A 20,002-nucleotide genomic window follows, 5' to 3' on the forward strand; every position below is an offset into this window, starting at 1 on the left:
CGTTGACTTTTGAATGCCCTCTATCATGACCTTTCACTTTTCATTCTCCAGACTGCAGCACCTGTTGCAGGCCACAAGTCTGGCCATGCTGACCGCCTGCGTGATCGGCACACCCGCCCATGCACAAGGCACTGCTCCCGCCGCATCACAGCCGGTCGAAGTCTCGGTTGTGGACATCGTGGGCCGCACGGTGCGCATTCCTGTCAAGGTTGATCACATCCTGCTGGGTGAAGGTCGATTTCTCTACGCGCTCGCGCTGATGGAGGGTGCCGACCCGCTCAAGCGCATTGTGGGCTGGCAAGGCGAGCTGGCATTTGCCGATCCGAATGGCTGGGCTGTCTACAAACAGCGCTTCCCGCAAATTGAACGCATCCCGCTGATCGGGCGCACCTCGGAAGACAGTGTGAGCTTCGAAAAATCGGTATCGACCAAGCCCGACATTGCCATCTTTGGCCTTGGTGGCCACGGGCCAGGACGCCAGAGCGGTCTGGTCAAGGAGCTTGAGAAGTCCGGTGTGCCCGTTGTATTCATCGACTTCCGCGCCCAACCAGTGCGCAACACCGCCAGCAGCATCCGCATTCTGGGCAAGGCTGTGCACCGTGAAGCCCAGGCCAACGCCTATGCCAGCTTCTATGAAGAGCATCTGCAGCGTGTGCAGTCGCGTGTGAAGGACATCCCCAGCAACAAACGCCCACGCGTGTTTGCGGAGCTGCTGGCGGGCGTTTGGGATGGCTGCTGCCACACGGCAGGCAAGGGCAACATCGGCGAGTTTATCGACGCAGCAGGCGGCGTAAACATCGCCCAGGGCAAGATTCCCGGTGCTATCGGCGACCTGCACCAGGAGGCATTGATTGCACAGGACCCCGATGTGTACATCGCCACCGGCAGCCGCCCGCAAAGCAGCCGGCCCATGCTCAAGGCGGGCGAAGGAGTAAGCGCTGAACTGCTGGGCACCAGTCTGAAAGAGCTGGCCCTGCGCCCCGGTTTCGAAGTGCTCAGCTCCGTGCGCTCGGGCCGTGCCCATGGTCTCTGGCACAACTTCTACGATGCGCCCACCAACATTCTCGCCATAGAAGCCATGGCCAAGTGGTTCTACCCGGACCTCTTCAAGGACGTCGATCCTCAGGCCACCATGACGGAAATCAATCAGCGCTTCCTCACCGCCCTGCCCATGCAAGGTGCTTACTGGGGTGATATTGCCAGTCGCGGAGCCAGCAAATGACAGCTTCTGCCGCTACGCTCAAGCAAGGCCTGACAGCCAGTGTGCAGGCCCGTCAACCGCTGCAACCGGATCCCATGCAGCTTGCACGGGCCTACAAGCGCCTTTCAGGTTGGCGACTGCTGGTTCTGGCCTTGCTGGGCACCGCCATTCTTGGCGCGCTGCTGACAGACTTCACCACCGGGCCTTCTGGCCTGGAACTGCCGACCTTGCTGCACACCCTGCTCGCGCCCGACTCGGCTGCGCCCGCGCTACGCGTCATTGTCTGGAACATCCGCCTGCCCTACGCACTCATGGCCGTGACCGTCGGTCTGGCCCTGGGCCTTGCCGGTGCAGAAATGCAGACTGTGCTGGCCAATCCGCTGGCAAGCCCGTTCACCCTGGGCCTGTCGTCCGCTGCCGCATTCGGGGCCGCGCTGGCCATCGTGCTGGACTGGAGCCTGCCAGGAATTCCCGCTGCCTGGGCCGTGCCCGCCAACGCCTTTGTCTTTGCCATGGCATCCGCTTTGCTATTGGATCTGGTCGCGCGCTGGGGCGGCATGAGCACGACGGGCGTGGTGCTGTTTGGCATAGCTCTGGTGTTCAGCTTCAACGCCTTGGTGGCCCTGCTGCAGTTCATTGCCACGGCAGAAGCACTGCAGGGCCTGGTGTTCTGGACCATGGGCAGCCTCTCGCGCGCCACCTGGCCCAAGGTGATGGCCCTGGCCATGGCACTGGCTCTGGTGTTGCCGTTTTCCATGCGCAATGCCTGGCGACTCACCGCACTGCGCCTGGGCGAGGATCGAGCCGCAAGCTTTGGCGTGGATGTGCGTCGTCTGCGTCTGGGCGCACTGCTTCGCATCAGCCTGCTGGCCGCTCTTTCGGTGGCCTTTGTGGGCAGCATCGGCTTTATCGGACTGGTTGCGCCGCATATTGCACGTCGTCTGGTGGGGGACGATCATCGTTTCTATCTACCTGCCTCGGCTCTCACAGGGGCCCTCGTTCTCTCGCTCGCCTCTGTAGCCTCCAAATCCCTGGTACCTGATGTGATCGTGCCTGTGGGTATCGTCACCTCGTTGGTAGGTATTCCGTTCTTCCTGGCCATCGTGCTGAAGACCAGGGGACGCGCATGAACACCCAGGGACTGAACATCACGCAACTGAACGTCGCGTATGGACGACGCACCGTCATCCCGTCGCTGAACGTTCTCGATCTGCAGCCTGGCTCCGTCACCGTAGTCCTGGGGCCCAATGGCAGCGGCAAGTCCACCATGCTGCGCGCGCTGGCCGGTCTGGCCAGCGCACGGGGATGCATTGCATTCGAGGGCATGGAACTGGACAAAGCCAGCCTGGCCGAGCGTGCCAAACGCGTTGTATATCTGCCGCAGGCTCTGCCTGCACCCGTCCATCTGCGCGTCATCGAATCGCTGCTGGCCGCGCGCAAGGCATCGCCCCACTCTCCTTGGACAGCCGACAACGAACTGCCCTCCGACGCCGTAGAGCAAGGCGCCATTCTGCTGCAGCGCCTGGGCATAGGCCATCTTGCGATGCGCCATCTGGACGAGCTCTCGGGTGGGCAGGCTCAATTGGCAGGCCTTGCGCAAGCGCTGATTCGCCAGCCACGCGTGCTGCTGCTGGACGAGCCTCTGTCTGCGCTGGACCTGAACCACCAGTTCCATGTGATGTCGCTGGTCCGGGAAGAAACCCAGCGCCATCGCATGATCACGCTGGTGGTGCTGCACGACCTCAGCATTGCACTGCGCCATGCCGACCGAGTGCTGGTGCTCAAGGACGGAGAACTGCTGGCCGACGGCCCGCCACATAAGGCCGTCACCCCCGAACTGCTGGCGCGCGTTTATGGCGTGCTAGCGCGCGTGGAGACCTGTTCACGCGGCACACCACAGGTGATCGTGGACGGACTGATCGCCTGATCCCTCCTATCGACCAGACATTGCATCCTGCTCAGAAACAGAGACCGACCATGAAGCTCTTCACTTCAAGCATCTGCCATCTAACCGCATTGGCTGCACTCTCCCTCTTCGGTGGCCCAGTCCTGGCGCAGCACACGGACCCTGTTTGCCAAGCCCATATCCAGGGCCAGCCCGGCAAGAAATTCGACATGACCGAGCTGCGGGTCAGCAAGCGCTGTGAACAGTTCACCGTGCATCTGGTGCATACCGGCAAGAAGCCCTGGCAGGCAGCAGGCCACAACTGGGTACTCACCCGAAGCAAAGACACGGAAGCCGTGATTCGCGAGGGCCTGCAGTCCGGCCCTGAGCATGCCTGGCTCAGCCATAGCGATGCCCGCATTCTTGCCGCGACACAGATACTCTCCGGCGGCGAGCATGCCTCGGTGACCTTCCCCGTCCAGCGTCTGGTCCATGGCGAGGACTATATTTACTTCTGCTCTTTCCCAACCCACGCCCAGCCAATGCGCGGCAAGTTGGTGGTCATCGACTGAAGACCGGGCCCAGGTGCCCTCGGCCAGCCCTTCTTCAGGCTCCCAGAGTTATCGGGTCGCACAGATTGAAGGCGCGGATTCGCGCCCATCCTTGATGCCTCAGTAACTGCCTAACTAGGTATTGCTGAGTCGAGGCTTGTTCATCGCATAGGGAAACGCTCGGCCCAGTGACGAGCCAAATCAATACGGCGGCACACCCACACGTTGTCGTGCTTCTGGATGTGATCGAGGAAGCGCTGCAGCGCTGTAATCCGGCCGGGGCGGCCCAGCAGTCGGCAGTGCATGCCGATGCTCATCATCTTGGGGGCGTTGTCGCCACTGGCATTGCCCTCGGCGTACAGGACATCGAATGTGTCCTTCATGTACTGGAAGAACGGATCGGCATGCGAGTAGCCCTGGGGCAGCGCAAAGCGCATATCGTTGACGTCCAGCGTGTAGGGAACGATGAGCTGGTTGTACGTCGTGCCGTCGCTCTTGGCGACCTTCATCCAGAAGGGCAGGTCGTCGCCGTAGTAATCGCTGTCGTAGCTGAAGCGTCCGGCATCGGCCACCAGGCGGTGGCTGTTGGGGCTGTCGCGGCCGGTGTACCAGCCCAGGCCGTGGTCACCGCCCGCGCCGTACAGCTCTTCAAAGATGTCCACGCATTGCTGCATGTGGGCGCGCTCGATCTCCTCGGGCACGTTCTGGTAGTGAATCCACTTCAGGCCGTGGCAGGCCACTTCGTGGCCCAGTTCGTCAAAGGCCTGGGCCAGCTCGCGATGCTTTTGCAGCGCCGTGGCCACGCCGAACACAGTCAGCGGCAGACCGCGCTTCTCGAACTCTTTCAGAATGCGCCACACACCGGCGCGCGAGCCGTATTCATAGATGCCGTCCATGCTCATGTGACGGTCCGGGTAGCTGGCGGGATTGAACATCTCCGACAGAAACTGCTCGCTGCCGGGGTCGCCATGCAGGATATGGTTCTCACCGCCTTCTTCGTAGTTCAGCACGAACTGAACGGCCACGCGGGCTTTGCCGGGCCATTCGGGATGGGGCGTGTGGCGGCCGTAGCCAATCAGGTCGCGTGGGTAGGAGGCGGTGGAATCGTAAGTCATAGGGATACGGATGAAAGTGCCATCGACAGATCGCGCGTTGGCAAAATACGGTTGAAGGACATGCCCTCTTCCATGTGATCGAGGTGCTGCAACATCAGCTGCACCGCATGTTCGGCATCGCCCACAGCCAGCGCGGTCACGATGTCGGCATGTTCTTCGTGCGAATGCTCGGCCGCCGATGCAGACTGGTACATCAGGGTGATCAATGCGCAGCGGGAAATCAGCTCGCCCAGCAGCTGTGCCAGCACCTCATTGCCCATGAGCTCGGCCATGCGCACGTGGAAGTCGCCCAGCAGCTCTGTGCATTGGCCCACGTCATTGGCTTCCATGGCCTTCTTCTCGGCCGCCACATGCGCCTTGAGTTCCAACAAGCGGGAAGGTGTCTGCTGCGCAGCAAAATTGCGCACCATCTCGGCCTCGAGCATGCGGCGCACGGCAAACACCTGGCGCGCCTCGTCCACCGAAGGCGTGGCCACAAAGGCACCGCGCGTAGGCTCCAGCTTGATCAGGCGGTTCTGCGACGCCTGAAACAATGCCTGGCGAACCAGAGTGCGGGAAACGCCAAAGTGGTCGGCCAGCTTCTGTTCTGACAGCTTGGTACCCGGCATCAGTCGATGTTCAACAATTGCTTTGGTCAGACTTTCAGCGATAGACCAAGTGAGTGAGGTTTCCATTGCTTCATCATAGATCTTGAACTCAACACTTGTATACAACATCAATAAAGGAAAGCCTAGGTGTTCTCCCTTGATTCATCTTCGCAGTTCACCAAGCAACCGTCAGCGGACGATAAAGAGATAGCCCGCCCGGCCTGTTTGGCCTACTCTCCTCCCTCGGAGACCGAGCATTACATGGCCTTCTGCATGCAACCTTTGCCAGCTGCTATAACGAACACGGGCGAACTCTTCCACGCTGCAGAGCAACCACTTAGGCATGGTACGGTCGCATAAAATCAATTGAATGAGTACTCCAGTCATCACCAAAACCAAGATCGCCGAGCGTCTCATAGAGTCGATCCTCACAGCCAAGCTACGTCCGGGAGAGAAGCTGGGTGAACAGGACATTGCGGACTTGTTTCAGGTCAGTCGAACCTTGGTCCGCGAGGCATTGATGCATCTGCAGACCCGAGGTTTTGTAGAGGTCCGATCCAGGGTTGGCTGGTATGTTGCAGAGCCTTCGTTTGAAGAGGCTCAGGAAACCTATGCGGCGCGGCGCGTTGTTGAGCCAGGCATGCTACGTGACGCTGGTCAGCCCTTGCAGACAACACTGAAACGCCTGCGCAAACACATCGCAGAGGAACGCAAAGCCATTGCATGTGGAGATGCGGAAGCTCGCAGCTGGCTGCTGGCCGACTTTCATATCTGCCTGGCCGAGTGTCTTGGCAATCGTTTTTTGACTTCCATGATGGTCGACCTCTCTGCAAGAACGACTCTGATTTCGGATCTATACCAATCGAAAACCGAGGCCAAGGTTTTCAATGACGACCATGCCGCCATCGTTGATGCGCTGGCGGAAGGCGACAATTTAAAGGCTGAACAACTAATGATTGCTCATATCGATGCCTTGGCATCGCGCCTTGATGAAAGCCTGATCGGTCGTCGCGGAGCCCGCAACCGACTACGCTCCATCCTGGCTCCTGAAGATTCGTCTTCAGCTAAATAAGTGTTTCGACGCCAACAGGCGTCCACGGCTTCAGCCGAATCGAGCAGCTTGGCCGCTTGGCCGCTTCGCTGATCTTGGCCCTCGCTCGCAGCAGTTCCCGGCGAACCAGCATTGAAGCTCGAAGCGCTAGCCCTACCAGGGGCAACACCTGCAGCGATTGATTTCGCTATCTGTGCCAGTGATGACTTACGCGTTCGCTGATTGCGCCGTGGAATGGGCTTCCAGCAAGAATTGCCAATGCCACTGAATGCAACGATGCGCCCGTCTCCGTATTCCCTGCCGAATGGGCTTCCCAGCTATCTCGGCTGCTGCAATGTCTGGTGAGTGCAGCGGCCAAAGTCTTGGCCTTCATTCCAACTGATCTCACCGCCATAGAAAAACCAGCGCCGATTACTCTTTGGCAAGCAATAGTGCTGCGATGCAAGCAGTCCGAATGCCGGCTTTGCAGCCGCTGGGAAATGACTGCGCTGCTCAGCTTCAAGGCTCTCTTCTATGACACAGCAATATGCGCAGCACCCAGCAGTGCCCGGCGGTGGTCGTCGGTGATTCGTAGATAGAGATCCGCGCAAAACAGCCGTGATCAAAGTGTAGGTTCCCGCCTTCGCCTGTGACCGAAATGCCCGCCAGAGCTTGCTAAGCCTGATAGCGACCATTTTTCACCGCCCCCAAAGGATTGCGCCAAACCTGGATTCACTACCCATGGAACAAGGGTTCTTACTAGCGCCTTGAATTCATGTCTTGTATACATTGAATGCATGTCAGCGATGTGTTCAACGCGTCGCTGAACAAACTTGCTGAAACAGGTGTTCATGAGGCAAATTTGATTGACTTCATGAGCTTCGGCAGCAAACACATGGCTGCAGGCTTGCATCGTCTGTGGCCGTTAATAACGGTAGACAAACATGGTCTTGCTCAGCCGAAATGAGGCCATGGCAAAGGGGCTCCACGGTGCACCCTGATGGAAGGCGGCATATGAACAACCTAGTACTGGACACCCATGGTGAGTCATTGACCTCGGGAGCCAACACCACAAGCCATAAGCGTGATAAAGGTCTGCCGGCCGGGGTTTCTCCCGCGCTGTACAACCATGATCTGGCTCCCACCTCGAAACAGGGACGTACCTGGGGCAGCTACAGCCTGTTCACCCTCTGGGCCAACGATGTACACAGCCTTGGCAACTACGCCTTTGCCATCGGTCTTTTCACGCTTGGGCTCGGTGGACATCAGATTCTGATGGCACTGCTGCTGGGTGCCGCATTTCTGTTCGTACTGCTGTCCCTCTCCGGCTTTATGGGGACGCGCACAGGAATCCCTTTTCCGGTGATGAGCCGCATCAGCTTTGGTACACGCGGCGCTCAGATTCCTGCACTGATCCGCGGCGGAGTCGCCATTGCTTGGTTTGGCATTCAAACCTATCTGGCATCCATGGTGCTCGACGTGATGCTGATCACGCTGTTTCCCGGCTTGCAGTCGCTGAAAGAGCAAATCGTGCTGGGCCTGCCACTGCTGGGCTGGATCAGCTTTTCCATTCTGTGGGTTGTGCAGGTGCTCATTGCCTGCTGGGGCATGGAGAGCATACGAAAGTACGAGGCCTTTGCGGGACCGGTGATTCTGCTGACCTTCATTGCCCTGGCAGGATGGATCTTCTACAGCGCCAAATGGACCCTGCATTGGTCTGCCCCGTTTGCAAGCAGCGGCGGAGCCATGTGGCTGCAGATCCTGGGCGCTGCTTCGCTATGGGTGGCGATCTACGGGACCTTCGTGCTGAACTTCTGTGATTTCACACGCGCAGCCACCTCAAGCAGCGCCGTGGTGAAAGGCAATTTCTGGGGCATTCCGATCAATATGCTGATCTTCGGCTTGATCGTGGTCATCCTGACAGGCGGCCAGCTTGCCATCGACGGCACGCTGATTCAAAGCCCGACCGACATCGTCCAGAACATTCCCAATAAGCCGCTGTTGATGTTGGCCAGCCTTTCGCTGCTGATCTTGACCATTGCCGTGAACCTGATGGCCAATTTCGTGGCTCCTGCCCTGGCGCTGGCCAACCTCATGCCCAGGCATCTGAACTTTCGCCGGGCAGCTCTTGTCAGCGCAGTCCTCGGCTTCGTGATCCTGCCCTGGAACCTCTATAACTCTCCGCTGGTCATCGTCTACTTCCTGGGCGGACTGGGTTCGTTTCTGGGTCCGCTGTTCGGCATCGTTATGGCCGACTACTGGCTGATCCGCAAACAGCGTGTGAATGTGCCGGCGCTCTATACACACGACCCTGCTGGCCCCTATCACTACCGCAATGGCATCAATCCCAAGGCAATTCAGGCCCTGATTCCCTCGTCCCTGATCTCGCTGCTCTTTGCGTTCCTGCCGACCTTGCAATCGCTGTCCCAGTTCTCCTGGTTCATCGCAGCCGGACTAGGCGCCCTGTTCTATTGGATGGTTGCACCAAAAGGCCTCACCTACGAAGACCAGGATGGCGAAGCCATTTCCGTAGCCTCCGCCAAGCACTGAGAAAGAAAGTTAAAAATCATGCGCATTTTGATCGTGAACGTGAATACCACCGAGTCAATGACCCATGCCATCGGCATGCAGGCTCAGAAAGTGGCTGCGGCAGGCACGGAGATAGTCGCACTGACTCCGCGCTTTGGGGCCGAGTCGGTTGAGGGGAATTTCGAGAGCTATCTTGCTGCGGTCGGAGTTATGGATGCTGTGATGAGCTACGGCCAACCCTTTGACGCCGTCATTCAAGCTGGCTACGGTGAGCATGGCCGCGAAGGCCTGCAGGAGTTGCTGGACGTTCCGGTGGTGGATATCACCGAGGCAGCGGCCACGGCTGCCATGTTCCTGGGCCACAAATACTCTGTGGTCACGACGCTGGATCGCGCTGTGCCATTGATCGAGGATCGACTCAAGCTCGCTGGCCTGAACGACCGCTGCGCATCGGTTCGCGCCAGTGGCATGGCTGTGCTGGAGCTGGAGACCCAACCCGAGCGTGCGGTCGAAGCGATTGTTCACCAGGCCGGCCTTGCCGTCAGCGAAGACCATGCGGAGGTCATTTGCCTTGGCTGTGGAGGTATGGCCGAGCTGGATGCCAAGATCCGCGAACTCACCGGTGTGCCGGTAGTCGATGGTGTGGCAGCTGCCGTGACCATTGCCGAGTCGCTCGTGCGTCTGGGTTTGAGCACATCCAAGGTGCGAACCTACGCCCCGCCCCGCACCAAGCGTGTGACAGGCTTCCCCTTCACCGGTCACACGCCTGGATTAACTGCCCGGAGTTTTGCGAATGTTTCCAAGTCTCTCGCATCAGTCAAGCAAATGTCTTGATGAACCGTCCTCATTACCTCGAAGAATTCCGGGGTGAAGGGCCGAAACGGCCCTGAAGACAAGACCATGGCATGGTCGATGTCTCAGGTTATTCGACATGACCTAGCCTTACCGTACCAACATACAAAAAAGCGCTTCATTGAAGCGCCTTTTTTGTTCTGTGAGGCTCAAGGGCTCACACAAAGCCGTTGAGAGGCCGCTTCCCGCGGTCAGTCCGAACCCAGCCTCGTGCACTCAGGCAAAAGATGTCCCGAAGCCCGAAATCAAAGGCAGTGTGCCACGGCGACACCAGGCAGATTGCCATTGCCGTCAAGTCACCATTCAAGGTCAGTCCGACAGTTGCAGGGTTGATCGCATTACCAGCTATCAGTTGCCCAGTCTGTCCGGTCAAGGAAGACTCAAGTCCATACCGAGCATCCTGGCGAGGCCAAAGGTAAAGAACAACACACCCAGCAGTGCGAGCAGGAAGATGGCTGCCAGCTTGGCACTCGTGCGTAGTAACGCGCGCCTGTCCACGCCCTTCTTCCCTTGGTCGTAATGCCACTTGATGGCGAAGAACATGCATGTGCCAAAGATGAGCACCTTGAACGTTACGAAGACTACAGGGACCCAATCGATCATTTTGAGAATTTCCAGCCTATGACTGACACTGTCTGTTGCGAGGAACACCACCTCCCGGACGCGAGAGGCAAAAACGTCAGCGATTGCCATACAAGAGTGATGTCGCTGCCGTGTCGAGGCATATTACTTAAAAGCAATTTCCATACATTGAGACAAAATGTATGTATATGAAAGCCATACAAGATGACTGTTTGCCCGCGTGGTTGCCGCGATTGTCCGCGCATGGCGGGCCGCGTTTTCTGCAGATTGCAGATGCCTTGCAGGCAGCCATGGCAGACGGATCCTTGAGTCCGGGCGACCGTCTACCTCCACAGCGCCAACTGGCGGCACAACTGGATATCGACCTGACAACGGTCACGCGCGCGTATGACGAAGCCAGACGCCGCCACCTGCTGGAAGGCCGAGGCGCCCGAGGCACCTACGTCGCAGCGCCGAAAGTCGAACTGTCCACTATCCTCGACCTGGGCATGAATACCCCACCGCCGCCCGACGGTGTGGACTTTGACGATATGTTGAAGCAAGGCCTGTCCCAGGTGCTGATGAGGGCAGATGCCAACCTGCTGATGACTTACCACCTGGGCGGAGGGAGCGACTCCGACCGCAAGGCGGGAGCCAGATGGCTTGAGCCCATGCTTGGACAGCTGGATCCAGAGCAGGTTGTTGTCTGCCCAGGCGCACAAGCAGCAATCGCTGCATTGATTCTTGCTCAGACCAAGCTTGGCGATGTGATCCTGGCAGAACCGATGGCTTATCCGGGCCTGCGCACCGCAGCGACGCAGTTCGGCCGACGCATCGTTGCAGTGGACGCGGATCAGCACGGGATGGTGCCCGAAGCGCTTGAGCAGGCATGCCACGAGCACATGCCTGGGCTGATCTATCTCAATCCGACATTACAGAACCCGACAAGCGTCACCATTCCTGAGCACCGCCGAAGAGAACTCGCCAGCATCGCGAAGCGCTTCAATGTACGCATCGTCGAAGACGACCCCTACTGGCTACTTGCCGATGCCCAGCCGCCGCCTATTGCCTTCTTCGCTCCAGGACAGGTGTGCTTCATCTCGACCCTGTCGAAATGCCTGACTCCGGGTTTGCGCGTGGCCTTCGTTCTCGTCCCTGACATGCACGAACGCGAACGCTTTCTCGCCGCGCTCAGATCATTTGCGCTGATGGTCGCGCCTCTGACGGCCGCACTGGCCACGCAGTGGATCTTCGATGGTTCAGCAGCTGAATTGATGGAAGGAGTGCGCAAGGAGGCCCGTCTGCGCCACTGGATGGCCAGAGACATTCTGGCGGGACGTTACATCGGCGCCGGAGACGGCCTGCATGTATGGCTCGAGTTGCCAAGCTACTGGAGCTCCTCGCAGCTTGCTCGTGCCGCAGACAGCGAAGGCATAGCAGTCACGCCGGCGGAGGCATTCGCCACTGGCAAACGTTCCGTGAACGCCATTCGCATCTCTTTGGGCAGCATCAAGGACCGTGCACGCTTGCAAGCCGGTCTTCACCGGCTGTCTCATCTGCTGGCGCGACAGCCCGATTCGCTGATTCCCGCCGTGGTCTAGCATCAAGCAAGCGGTTTGTTGCGTCGCAGGCATGCGTCCTTACTAGCGATTCCGCAGCCTCCAGCCAGCGGATATCCAAAGTCATCGCGCTTCTGGCTCCGTGACTCCCACAGCCATGTCTTCGCCAAAGCCTTGCTCGTGAAAGTCTGCGCCTCTGTGTGCAAAATACTGCCCTTATCTTTTGGCCGAGTCTGTGCCTTATAGGAAGTAGAGCCACCGGCCTTCTTCTTTGCCGTAATTGACCCCGCTTGCTCCGGTGCTCCATGTTCTTTTTGGAGCGCCGAATGTAGCACTGGAATATGAACGTCGGGACTTCTCGGGCGAGATCGGTGCTACAAAACAGTGCTCCAAGCTCCATGGAATGCGCGATGAACGATCAGATATACAAGCAAAATCAACAAGTTAATTCGATGTGGCGCATGTCAGTGGCCCCTATGATGGATTGGATCGGTAATTGGGTATCTATCTGATTTTCAATAGCTTTTTGCATCACCCATTTTTTATGGTGCAACGTTGGTGCACGTGCTATTGAGCCAACGCAGAGAATTCGCCATATTCGGACGGTTCCTGCACTGCCATCGGCCGCCACTTCACATCATTGGCCTCACGAAATCTTCTCTGTGCTTTTGCCCTCCGCCTAACACAGGGTGGGAGCAACAATATTCATCACAGGACACACGCCCAAGGCCTTGTGACTAGACCTGCGCCAATCGGGCGTTGCTGGTAAAGCGCGTCATGTGCTGCATGGCAGTCTATTCACGAGTGTCTGGCGACAGCACATCAGAAGTACGATGACAAATCATCGTCTGAACTTCCATTCTCTCCTGAAAGCGGCATCGATTCCGAGCGCATCGTTACAAGTTTCTTGAGGATGCTCCCAGTTCTGAACTTGACGATCCGCATTGGCTTCAGCACCAATTTCTTCCCAGTCCTCGGATCCGTTCCAACGCGCCTCTCACGACTTGCCACACTGAAAGTTCCAAAACCAACCAGCCTGACCGATTCTCCTTGCTTCAAGGCATGTCCGATACTTTCAAGTGCAGCGTCTAGGGCTCTACTGGCTTCTGCCTTGGTCAGTCCTGTTCCTTCTGCAATTTTACCAATCAAATCGGACTTATTCATGCTCAAACCCATCCTTCAAAAATCTTAATTCATATCTATCCTGGTCAGACATAGTCTGCAGATAACTTTTTTCTAAATTACCACGATTCATTTTGCATCTCAAATCAAAATTTCAGAATTTATCGACAAAATTAATATAATAGATTAATCACACCAGGATGTGCCTTGCATCAATAAAGTCTGATTTTCTTTGTAAATTCCATGCTTCCTTAAACCATATCACCACAGGAAATGAGATATTTATAGTAGTTCAACTCGACATTACGGATCATTTATGTTCGATAAATTATCCCAATACAATCCTAAGAGCCTACCACCAAACTCGCCTCCACTTTTCCTAATCCAATACGCTCGATTTATAGAGTACTTTGGCTCCATGAGAAAAGCTGATGAATTTGAATTCTATTCAGTAGTATTCTTTGATATAATGAGAGACTTAGGAAAAAGTATAAAAATACCTTTTTATTAATTAAAATATTAGATAAATATTTTCACCAAACAGAAAAGGCTCGAATGTAATAATTCGAGCCCTTTTTATTAGGTGCACTTAATCCGTATGTTTTTATTCGTCAGAGGAACTTTCAGGATCTAATCTTTCATGAGTTGGCGCAGGCAGTACACCTTCAGTAACAGGAACAACTCTTTTTTCTCCATCTATGACAGTTGTCAGTTTAGATGCAATAACTAATAGCAAGGCTGCTATTGCTACGAGAACTGCCATAAATCCTATTGCTCGAAAAATTTGAATGATTACTTTCATACCCACACCATCCTCAATGTTGACAAGCGATGGTATTCGGAGCAAATTCTTGATAAAAGTCAAAATTAACAACTGATACATTCATACATATCTACAGCATTGAAAATTTTCAATACACATTGCTAAAAATAGCCTCTTCTCACAATACGGAAAATCCTGAGACCATTTTGCAACTTAAGATTCAATATGTAACCTGCCGATAGGACTCGGTCCTGCTGGGCAACCTTGAGAGCTACATCTCCCCGAGGGCTCGCACCAGATAGTGGTTTTGCTCACTGGCTCAAATATTTCAAAAATAATGATCGGAGTCCTTGCTGGTCGGTGTCGCACACCGGAGCCCAAAGAAATTCCGTAGGTCACACCAGCAAGATTGGCGAAGTTCCTACGGCGCGGGCCCAAGTGGATGCAGTGAATGTTGTGCCGTAGCCCCCATTTTTTTGTGAGGTAAAGGGACTGAATCGGCCACTTCATTCATCCAAATATCTCTTCGTATCAATAACTTACTCTTTTCGCAAACTGTAATGACGGCTTACATAGTATGGTTCGCCTCCCGGAGGGTTCAATATGACGTCACAAGCCGAGATCGATAAACTGAGGCAACGACTTGCACAAGCTGAGCTGGCCGTCGCCGAGCTTCAGGAAGTCAGGCGAAGCGAGGCGAAGTACCGGGCTCTATTTGAGTCTCTGGATGCGGGCTTCACCATCCTGGAGGCGATCCGGGATGCCCGCGGCACCTTGGTCGATTTGGTTTATCGCGAGATGAACAATGCCTTTGTCCAGCAAACCGGAATTGCCCCTCCTGCTGGCACGCGTGTCAAAGAAGTTGCGCCCGATATCGAAGATCAGTGGTTGAGCTTCTACGACCAAGTCTCGAAGACAGGAGTAGCAGGGACAAAGGAGAGCTTCAACACCGACTTGAAAAAGTGGTTCCGTACCAGCGCTTGTCGGATCGGGTCCGAAGGTAGCAGCTTGCTCGGTATCGTGATTGAGGACGTAACTCAGCGCAACCTGAAAGAGCAGAAGTTGCGCGAAAGCGAAGAGCGTCAAACGCTCTTACTACGATTGAGCGATGCGCTGAAGCCTCTGGACGCACCTTCCGATGTGCAGAAAGTGGCATTGGAGTTGCTCGTGCAGCACTTTGGCCTGGTGCGGGCCGCATACTACGACGTGGATATCGACCAAGACAGCATGTTCCTGGTTGCCAGCGTTGAAACCGATGCGGATAAATGGCCAGAGCAACTGAAGATTTCAGACTACGCGCCCGACATCGCTGAGGCCTACCTTGCAGGTAAAACCTATGTAGTCCACGATTCCGAGTCAGATCCGCGCTTGACACCTGAAGGCCGCACTGCAATTCGCAGTCTTGGCGTTCGGCGCCTTGCAAGTATTCCAGTCTTCAAACGCGGCAAGCTGTTGGCAGTCATCTGCGTACATGGACGCGAGGCGCGGGAATGGTTGGATCAAGAAATTCGATTGCTTGAGGAAGTGGCTGATCGAACCCGCTCTTCTGCGGCGCGCGCCCATGCGGAAGCGGAGTTGCGCAAGGCTCTTGCGGAAAAAGAGAGTGCACGCGCTGCGCTCGAACAGGATCATGAAATCAAAGACCGGTTTCTCGCAGTGCTCTCGCACGAGTTGCGCAATCCCTTAGCATCCATCAGCAACTCAGCTCTGGCGCTAGGATCCGTAAAGCTCGATCCATCCAACCGCTCAAAGGCCATCGACATCATTTGCCGCCAAGCCAAAGCAATGCAGATACTGCTTGACGATTTGCTGGACATCTCCCGGCTGCGTCATGGAAAGCTGGAACTAAATCGCCAGCGCGTTTCGCTCCAGGCATTCATCGATGCGGCTGTGGAGGCCACTCAGCCTCTGATATCGGTGCACAGACACACATGCCAGGTGGTGATTCCGCAGGAGCACGTCTGGGTCGATGGCGATCCTCTCCGACTGAGCCAGGCACTAGCCAATCTTTTGACCAACGCAGCCAAGTACACACCGGCGGGCGGGCATATCACTGTAACGGGTCGAATCTACGACGACTTCATCGATATTGAAGTTGCGGACGACGGCATCGGCATGGAACCGTCAAAAGTCGATGGCATGTTCGAGATGTTCGCCCAAGGCCCGGTCGGCCCAGGCAAAGCCGGAGAATATGGTTTAGGGATCGGTTTGGCATTGGCGCGCGATATCCTGGCGTTGCATAACGGACGGATAGCCGGCTTCAGCGATGGCCCAGGAATGGGAAGTCGTTTTGTGGTTACCCTGCCGCGACTAGTTCAAACGGAAGCCGCGGCCCCCCCAATGAATTTCCCACAGAACGCCGCACGCGGCAATCGTCCACATGTCTTGCTGGTGGACGACAACACCGACATGACCTGGTCCTCGCAGCTCCTGCTTACGGACTGTGAAGTCCAGTGCGCGCAGACGGCGGCAGAAGGGCTGGAGTTGGCGCAACTCCGCCTACCAGAGGTGGCCGTTCTGGATCTAGGCCTTCCCGACAAAAGCGGCCTCGACTTGGCACGAGCCATACGAGCGCTGCCTGGCGGGGACGACGTTCTGATCATCGCGGCCACAGGTTGGGGCCGTGGACTTGACCGCGAACGCACGCATGCGGCAGGCTTCGACGCGCACCTGGTTAAGCCAATCAACATCGAAGTCCTGCGCGGCCTCATCCAAAGCCATGCTCCCAAAAACCGCAAGCCCACCGGTAGCGACTCTGGGTGACCGGAATTGCGCTGCCACGTTCCGGCGCCATGACACAGGGGCCTCCTCTGAGACAATCGCGCTATGACCGATGAATCTCCGATCCATACCGTTCACAAGCGCGTTTGCCATACGTTCCTCAGGCACTGGAAGGCCCATAACAACGCCTATCCCAAGCTCATCAAAATGCCGCCGGAAGAGTTGCGGCAGTTCAACATCGTCAATTCCTTTGGAAAGCCCAATGAGCTGTGGGGCGTCCCAATAGAAATCGACCCCAACACCACGGGCGTGATGATTGCGGTCGACGGGACGGAAATGCCTTTGGTTGAAGGCTACTAATCAAGCTCAAAACGCACCGATACTTTGAGCAGTGTCGGGACGCTTTAGATTCAGCTGCTCAAGTGCACGGCTTCAGCGGCAAGCCCATCAGCGCGTTAGCGGAGACGAAACTCAACAGCCGTCTGCCACTGATCACGACTTAGACCCCGAAAGAGGGCTTATTTTTTCTTTGGCACAGCAGGCTTCAGAGCGGGGTTGTTCCCAGGAGTTTCTTTGTTGTCGCGACGACGCTGATCAGGCTTACCCGTTGATTTGGCGATTGGTTTAGGACCTGGCTTTAGGTTCATAAGTTACCTCCTTTAATGGGTGTAACACATAGTATCCCTGAGCCCACCCAACTGCAACTACTTGTGAGAAATCAAGGCACAACACTTGTGCATCCAGGAATCCAGGAGCAGTCGCGGGTCAGTTTTTTCAGTAGTTTGCGATCAATAACAACCTCACTCCGCCCCTACAACAGCTCTACTTGAGCGACTAGCTTTGCGACCAGTTGGTCAGCTCCAACAACCAATCCGGCTCCTTCTTTGTCTCCAATTCAGCGAGTCGCCAGTGTCGATCCGCGTGATCTCGGTAGGCAACGACGTCACTAGCAAGCTGTGCATTACAGGTCGCGGCGGCGCGGATGCCGCGCTGCGGGCCTGCGTCGCTGCCACCTTTTCGTGGTGGCCTGCAACTGCTGGGCCTGCTCGGCTATGCCGTCTGAGAAGTTTTGTAGAGCTCTCCTCATCTCAGCAACTAAACCAAATGCCCGGAAAACCCAATTGCCGTAGGCCCGAGAGGTTATTCAGGCCAGCGCTTCATCTATCGAATATGCTTACAAATACTAATCAGTCATAAATTGAACTGATCAGTATTCACAATTTGTAAGCAACCCTTCTTACGCCGGCCGGGTCCGCAATCGATGTCGCCATGCGCAGCGTGTTGTCGCCCTCAAAGGCGGCCCCGTATGCCTGGCAGGCGAATCTCACTACTCGGAAGCATTGAAAAGGCTTAAACCATGAACCCCATCGCAGCAGTTGTGATAACAACGGCTCTTGTAGGTGCCAGTGCAGCAGCCCATGCACAGTCAGACTTTTATCGTCGGACCATGCCACCCAATGCTTCAGAAGGCGGCGTTGCAGGCCTAGCGGTGATTTCCGGGCATCGCTATCAAGGCTCCGACGAATCGAGAATCCGCGTCCTGCCGAGCATCGAGTACCAATGGAGCAACGGCTTCTTCGCCGGGGTGATGAGCGGCGTTGGGTACAACGCGTCTCGCAACCCCGATGTGGCTTATGGCGCACGCATTACTGCGGACTTCGGGCGAAAAGAGCGGCGCAGCGCTGCCTTGCGGGGACTTGGGGACATTGATCCCCGGCCGGAAATTGGAGCTTTCTTCAATACCAATCTGACAAGCAGCCTGACACTCAATGCATCTATGCGCTATGGCAGTGGCAACGAGAGAGACGGGCTGCTGGTGGATCTGGGTGCAGGCTGGAACCAACGTATCAGCCCCACCCTACAGGTCGCTGCCACCGTTGCCGCGACTTGGAGCAACAATCGTTACGCCCAGGACTACTTTGGCATTAGCACAGAGCAGGCGCAACGAAGCGGATACGAAGAGTTTTCAGCGAAATCCGGATTCAGAGACGTGCGGCTGGGAACCTCCGTCATTTACAGCATCACTCCCTCGTGGAGATTGGTTGGTTCGCTGACCTATTCGGAACTACTTGGCGACGCGCGCAACAGCCCCATCGTGCGCCGTAAGGGAAGCTTTTCTACCGTGATAGCGTTGGGCTACAACTTCTAGCGCAAGCGTCCGGTGCAAAAAGCATTTGCTTCAACGGCCGCGGATTGAGGTTCCAACACCTTATTGCAGCAGCTCAATCAGTGCTCTGTCCGCTGCCATCTGCCCTTTCAGGGCATTGACTTGAGCATCTCTGCGCTCGACCAGGCCGACAAGCTCTCCAACCAGGCCCGCGCCTTCGCCAGCAAGGGCTGCGAGTCGCTGGTGTCGATCTGCGAGATCTCGGCAGGCAGCGGCGTCACCGGCAAGCTGGGCGTTGCGGGTGGCGGCACTGCGGATGTCGCGCTGCAGGCCTGCAATGCGTGCAGCATCAGCAGCGCGGCCAGCTTCCAGGCGGGCCATTTCTTGCGTGTAGTCATGGGTGTTCTCCTGCTGGGCCGCGCCGTGTGCGAGCACGGCCGCTGCCTTCTTTTGCGTGGCAGCCTGAGACTGCCGGGCCTGCACGGCCATCTGCCGGGACTGTGCAGCCTCGGCGTTGACCAGCCGCTGGGTTTGCACGACCAGCCGCTGCGTCTGTGCGGCCAGCAACAATGCCAGGCCCAAGGCCAACCAGGGCCACAGGCGCGATGCGCTGCTCATACCAGGCCCTCCTCGCACAGTTGGCGCTCCGCCGCACGGCGCCTGACCAGGCCGGGCAGTTGCTTGCCGCCGGCGTAGGTCCAGCGGCTGAGCTCGGCGCAGGCACCTTCCATATCGCCGCTATTGGCCTTGCGCACCAGGGTGCTGCGGCAGAACGCTTCGTCGCCCACGTTGAAGGCAAAGCTCACCAGGGCGGCGCGCTGGCCGTCGGTCAGCGGCACCGTCACGCAGCGCAAGGCATCGGCGTGCCTGGCCAGATCCTGGTAGAGCATTTGCTCGCATTGCTCGCGGGTAAAGCTCTGGCCCATCGTGAGCTCGGGGTCGGTATGGCCCGTGCAGGCCGTGACGATGCCCGCCGGGTCGCGGTAGCTGCGCAGCACCGTGCCTTCGTATTGGGCCACCAGCGGTACGGCCAAGGCGACCGCGCCGGCACCAAGGGCGGCCAGGAGCTTTTCTTTCCAGTTCATCGGTTGGCCCCTCCCCTGAGGTTTGTCCAGAAGGCCATGCAGGCACCGCCGAGCATGACGATGGCGGCCAGCGGCTTGGCCACCTTGCCCACCCAGTTGAGCACCTTGAAGGCGCCTTTCATGGCGGTGAAGAACTCCAGCAGATCGGCCAGCTGATGCTTGAGCTCCTGCAGCTCGCGCCTTTCCTCACGAAGTCCCTGCGCCAGGGCTTTGAGATCGCGTTCGATAACGGCCATGCGCTCGCTGCCCTTGTCGAACCGTTCATTGATCTGCGCGCGCGTGAGCGCCGGCAGTTCATTTCCGTAGTCATCCATGCGCACCTCCTTTTGGCTGG

At 56.9% G+C, this 20,002-nt stretch carries 20 protein-coding genes; 12 read left to right on the forward strand and 8 right to left on the reverse strand.

Going from position 1 to position 20,002, the window contains the following annotated elements:
- Positions 1 to 25: 25 nt before the first annotated feature.
- The 4 genes from DJFAAGMI_RS06290 to azu all read left to right on the forward strand — a co-directional run bounded on the left by DJFAAGMI_RS06290 (position 26) and on the right by azu (position 3,658).
- The gene (locus tag DJFAAGMI_RS06290; protein ID WP_249333855.1) at positions 26 to 1,222 is read left to right on the forward strand and encodes an ABC transporter substrate-binding protein; all 1,197 of its coding nucleotides are present in this window, start codon (positions 26 to 28) and stop codon (positions 1,220 to 1,222) included.
- 74 nt (positions 1,223 to 1,296) lie between these two features.
- Complete coding sequence (locus tag DJFAAGMI_RS06295; protein WP_211456759.1) at positions 1,297 to 2,331, forward strand: FecCD family ABC transporter permease; 1,035 nt, start codon at positions 1,297 to 1,299, stop codon at positions 2,329 to 2,331.
- A complete protein-coding gene (locus DJFAAGMI_RS06300) occupies positions 2,328 to 3,128 on the forward strand; it encodes an ABC transporter ATP-binding protein (protein ID WP_211456371.1) in 801 nt (266 codons plus the stop codon). Before DJFAAGMI_RS06295 ends, DJFAAGMI_RS06300 begins: the two co-directional genes overlap by 4 nt.
- 50 nt (positions 3,129 to 3,178) lie before the next feature.
- Positions 3,179 to 3,658, forward strand: a complete 480-nt coding sequence (gene azu, locus DJFAAGMI_RS06305; RefSeq protein WP_211456372.1) for an azurin — start codon at positions 3,179 to 3,181, stop codon at positions 3,656 to 3,658.
- A gap of 140 nt (positions 3,659 to 3,798) precedes the next feature.
- On the opposite strand, the gene puuE is transcribed toward azu, so the two are convergent.
- On the reverse strand, positions 3,799 to 4,752 hold the full coding sequence (gene puuE / locus DJFAAGMI_RS06310; RefSeq protein WP_211456373.1) for an allantoinase PuuE: 954 nt from the start codon (positions 4,750 to 4,752) through the stop codon (positions 3,799 to 3,801).
- The gene (locus DJFAAGMI_RS06315; protein ID WP_211456374.1) at positions 4,749 to 5,426 is read right to left on the reverse strand and encodes a GntR family transcriptional regulator; all 678 of its coding nucleotides are present in this window, start codon (positions 5,424 to 5,426) and stop codon (positions 4,749 to 4,751) included. The genes puuE and DJFAAGMI_RS06315 overlap by 4 nt, the downstream gene beginning before the upstream one ends.
- A gap of 283 nt (positions 5,427 to 5,709) precedes the next feature.
- On the opposite strand from DJFAAGMI_RS06315, the gene DJFAAGMI_RS06320 reads away from it, so the two are divergent.
- From DJFAAGMI_RS06320 to DJFAAGMI_RS06335, 4 genes are all read left to right on the forward strand, one after another.
- Positions 5,710 to 6,411, forward strand: coding sequence for a GntR family transcriptional regulator (locus tag DJFAAGMI_RS06320; protein ID WP_043373081.1), 702 nt, complete (start codon positions 5,710 to 5,712; stop codon positions 6,409 to 6,411).
- 751 nt (positions 6,412 to 7,162) lie between these two features.
- Complete coding sequence (locus DJFAAGMI_RS06325; protein WP_211456375.1) at positions 7,163 to 7,336, forward strand: hypothetical protein; 174 nt, start codon at positions 7,163 to 7,165, stop codon at positions 7,334 to 7,336.
- A gap of 47 nt (positions 7,337 to 7,383) precedes the next feature.
- A complete protein-coding gene (locus tag DJFAAGMI_RS06330; protein WP_211456376.1) occupies positions 7,384 to 8,919 on the forward strand; it encodes an NCS1 family nucleobase:cation symporter-1 in 1,536 nt (511 codons plus the stop codon).
- Between the two features lie 18 nt (positions 8,920 to 8,937).
- The gene (locus tag DJFAAGMI_RS06335) at positions 8,938 to 9,732 is read left to right on the forward strand and encodes an aspartate/glutamate racemase family protein (protein WP_211456377.1); all 795 of its coding nucleotides are present in this window, start codon (positions 8,938 to 8,940) and stop codon (positions 9,730 to 9,732) included.
- Positions 9,733 to 10,119: 387 nt separating this feature from the next.
- On the opposite strand, the gene DJFAAGMI_RS06340 is transcribed toward DJFAAGMI_RS06335, so the two are convergent.
- Entirely contained in the window at positions 10,120 to 10,353 is a 234-nt protein-coding gene (locus DJFAAGMI_RS06340; protein WP_043004843.1) for a BPTI domain-containing protein, read from the reverse strand.
- 167 nt (positions 10,354 to 10,520) lie between these two features.
- On the opposite strand from DJFAAGMI_RS06340, the gene DJFAAGMI_RS06345 reads away from it, so the two are divergent.
- On the forward strand, positions 10,521 to 11,912 hold the full coding sequence (locus DJFAAGMI_RS06345; RefSeq protein ID WP_211456760.1) for an aminotransferase-like domain-containing protein: 1,392 nt from the start codon (positions 10,521 to 10,523) through the stop codon (positions 11,910 to 11,912).
- Positions 11,913 to 12,692: 780 nt separating this feature from the next.
- On the opposite strand, the gene DJFAAGMI_RS06350 is transcribed toward DJFAAGMI_RS06345, so the two are convergent.
- Positions 12,693 to 13,034 (reverse strand): HU family DNA-binding protein, encoded by a 342-nt coding sequence (locus tag DJFAAGMI_RS06350; protein WP_211456378.1) that lies wholly within the window; start codon positions 13,032 to 13,034, stop codon positions 12,693 to 12,695.
- A 562-nt stretch (positions 13,035 to 13,596) separates the two neighbouring features.
- Complete coding sequence (locus tag DJFAAGMI_RS06355; protein WP_211456379.1) at positions 13,597 to 13,794, reverse strand: hypothetical protein; 198 nt, start codon at positions 13,792 to 13,794, stop codon at positions 13,597 to 13,599.
- Between the two features lie 564 nt (positions 13,795 to 14,358).
- Here DJFAAGMI_RS06355 and DJFAAGMI_RS06360 point away from each other — a divergent pair.
- From DJFAAGMI_RS06360 to DJFAAGMI_RS06370, 3 genes are all read left to right on the forward strand, one after another.
- Positions 14,359 to 16,518: a PAS domain-containing hybrid sensor histidine kinase/response regulator gene (locus tag DJFAAGMI_RS06360; protein WP_211456380.1), complete on the forward strand. Its 2,160-nt coding sequence runs from the start codon at positions 14,359 to 14,361 to the stop codon at positions 16,516 to 16,518.
- Between the two features lie 63 nt (positions 16,519 to 16,581).
- Positions 16,582 to 16,836 carry a hypothetical protein gene (locus DJFAAGMI_RS06365; RefSeq protein ID WP_211456381.1) on the forward strand — a complete coding sequence of 85 codons (255 nt, stop codon included), beginning with the start codon at positions 16,582 to 16,584 and terminating at the stop codon, positions 16,834 to 16,836.
- A 997-nt stretch (positions 16,837 to 17,833) separates the two neighbouring features.
- On the forward strand, positions 17,834 to 18,625 hold the full coding sequence (locus DJFAAGMI_RS06370) for a MipA/OmpV family protein (RefSeq protein ID WP_211456382.1): 792 nt from the start codon (positions 17,834 to 17,836) through the stop codon (positions 18,623 to 18,625).
- A gap of 60 nt (positions 18,626 to 18,685) precedes the next feature.
- On the opposite strand, the gene DJFAAGMI_RS06375 is transcribed toward DJFAAGMI_RS06370, so the two are convergent.
- Genes DJFAAGMI_RS06375 through DJFAAGMI_RS06385 form a run of 3 tightly spaced genes read right to left on the reverse strand, consistent with a single transcriptional unit; the run spans position 18,686 to position 19,982 of the window.
- Positions 18,686 to 19,201, reverse strand: coding sequence for a hypothetical protein (locus DJFAAGMI_RS06375; protein ID WP_211456383.1), 516 nt, complete (start codon positions 19,199 to 19,201; stop codon positions 18,686 to 18,688).
- Positions 19,198 to 19,668 (reverse strand): lysozyme, encoded by a 471-nt coding sequence (locus tag DJFAAGMI_RS06380; protein ID WP_211456384.1) that lies wholly within the window; start codon positions 19,666 to 19,668, stop codon positions 19,198 to 19,200. Before DJFAAGMI_RS06380 ends, DJFAAGMI_RS06375 begins: the two co-directional genes overlap by 4 nt.
- Entirely contained in the window at positions 19,665 to 19,982 is a 318-nt protein-coding gene (locus DJFAAGMI_RS06385; RefSeq protein WP_211456385.1) for a hypothetical protein, read from the reverse strand. The genes DJFAAGMI_RS06380 and DJFAAGMI_RS06385 overlap by 4 nt, the downstream gene beginning before the upstream one ends.
- Positions 19,983 to 20,002 lie beyond the last annotated feature (20 nt).

Source organism: Comamonas brasiliensis (assembly GCF_018292285.1).
Classification (GTDB): Bacteria; Pseudomonadota; Gammaproteobacteria; order Burkholderiales; family Burkholderiaceae_C; genus Comamonas; species Comamonas brasiliensis.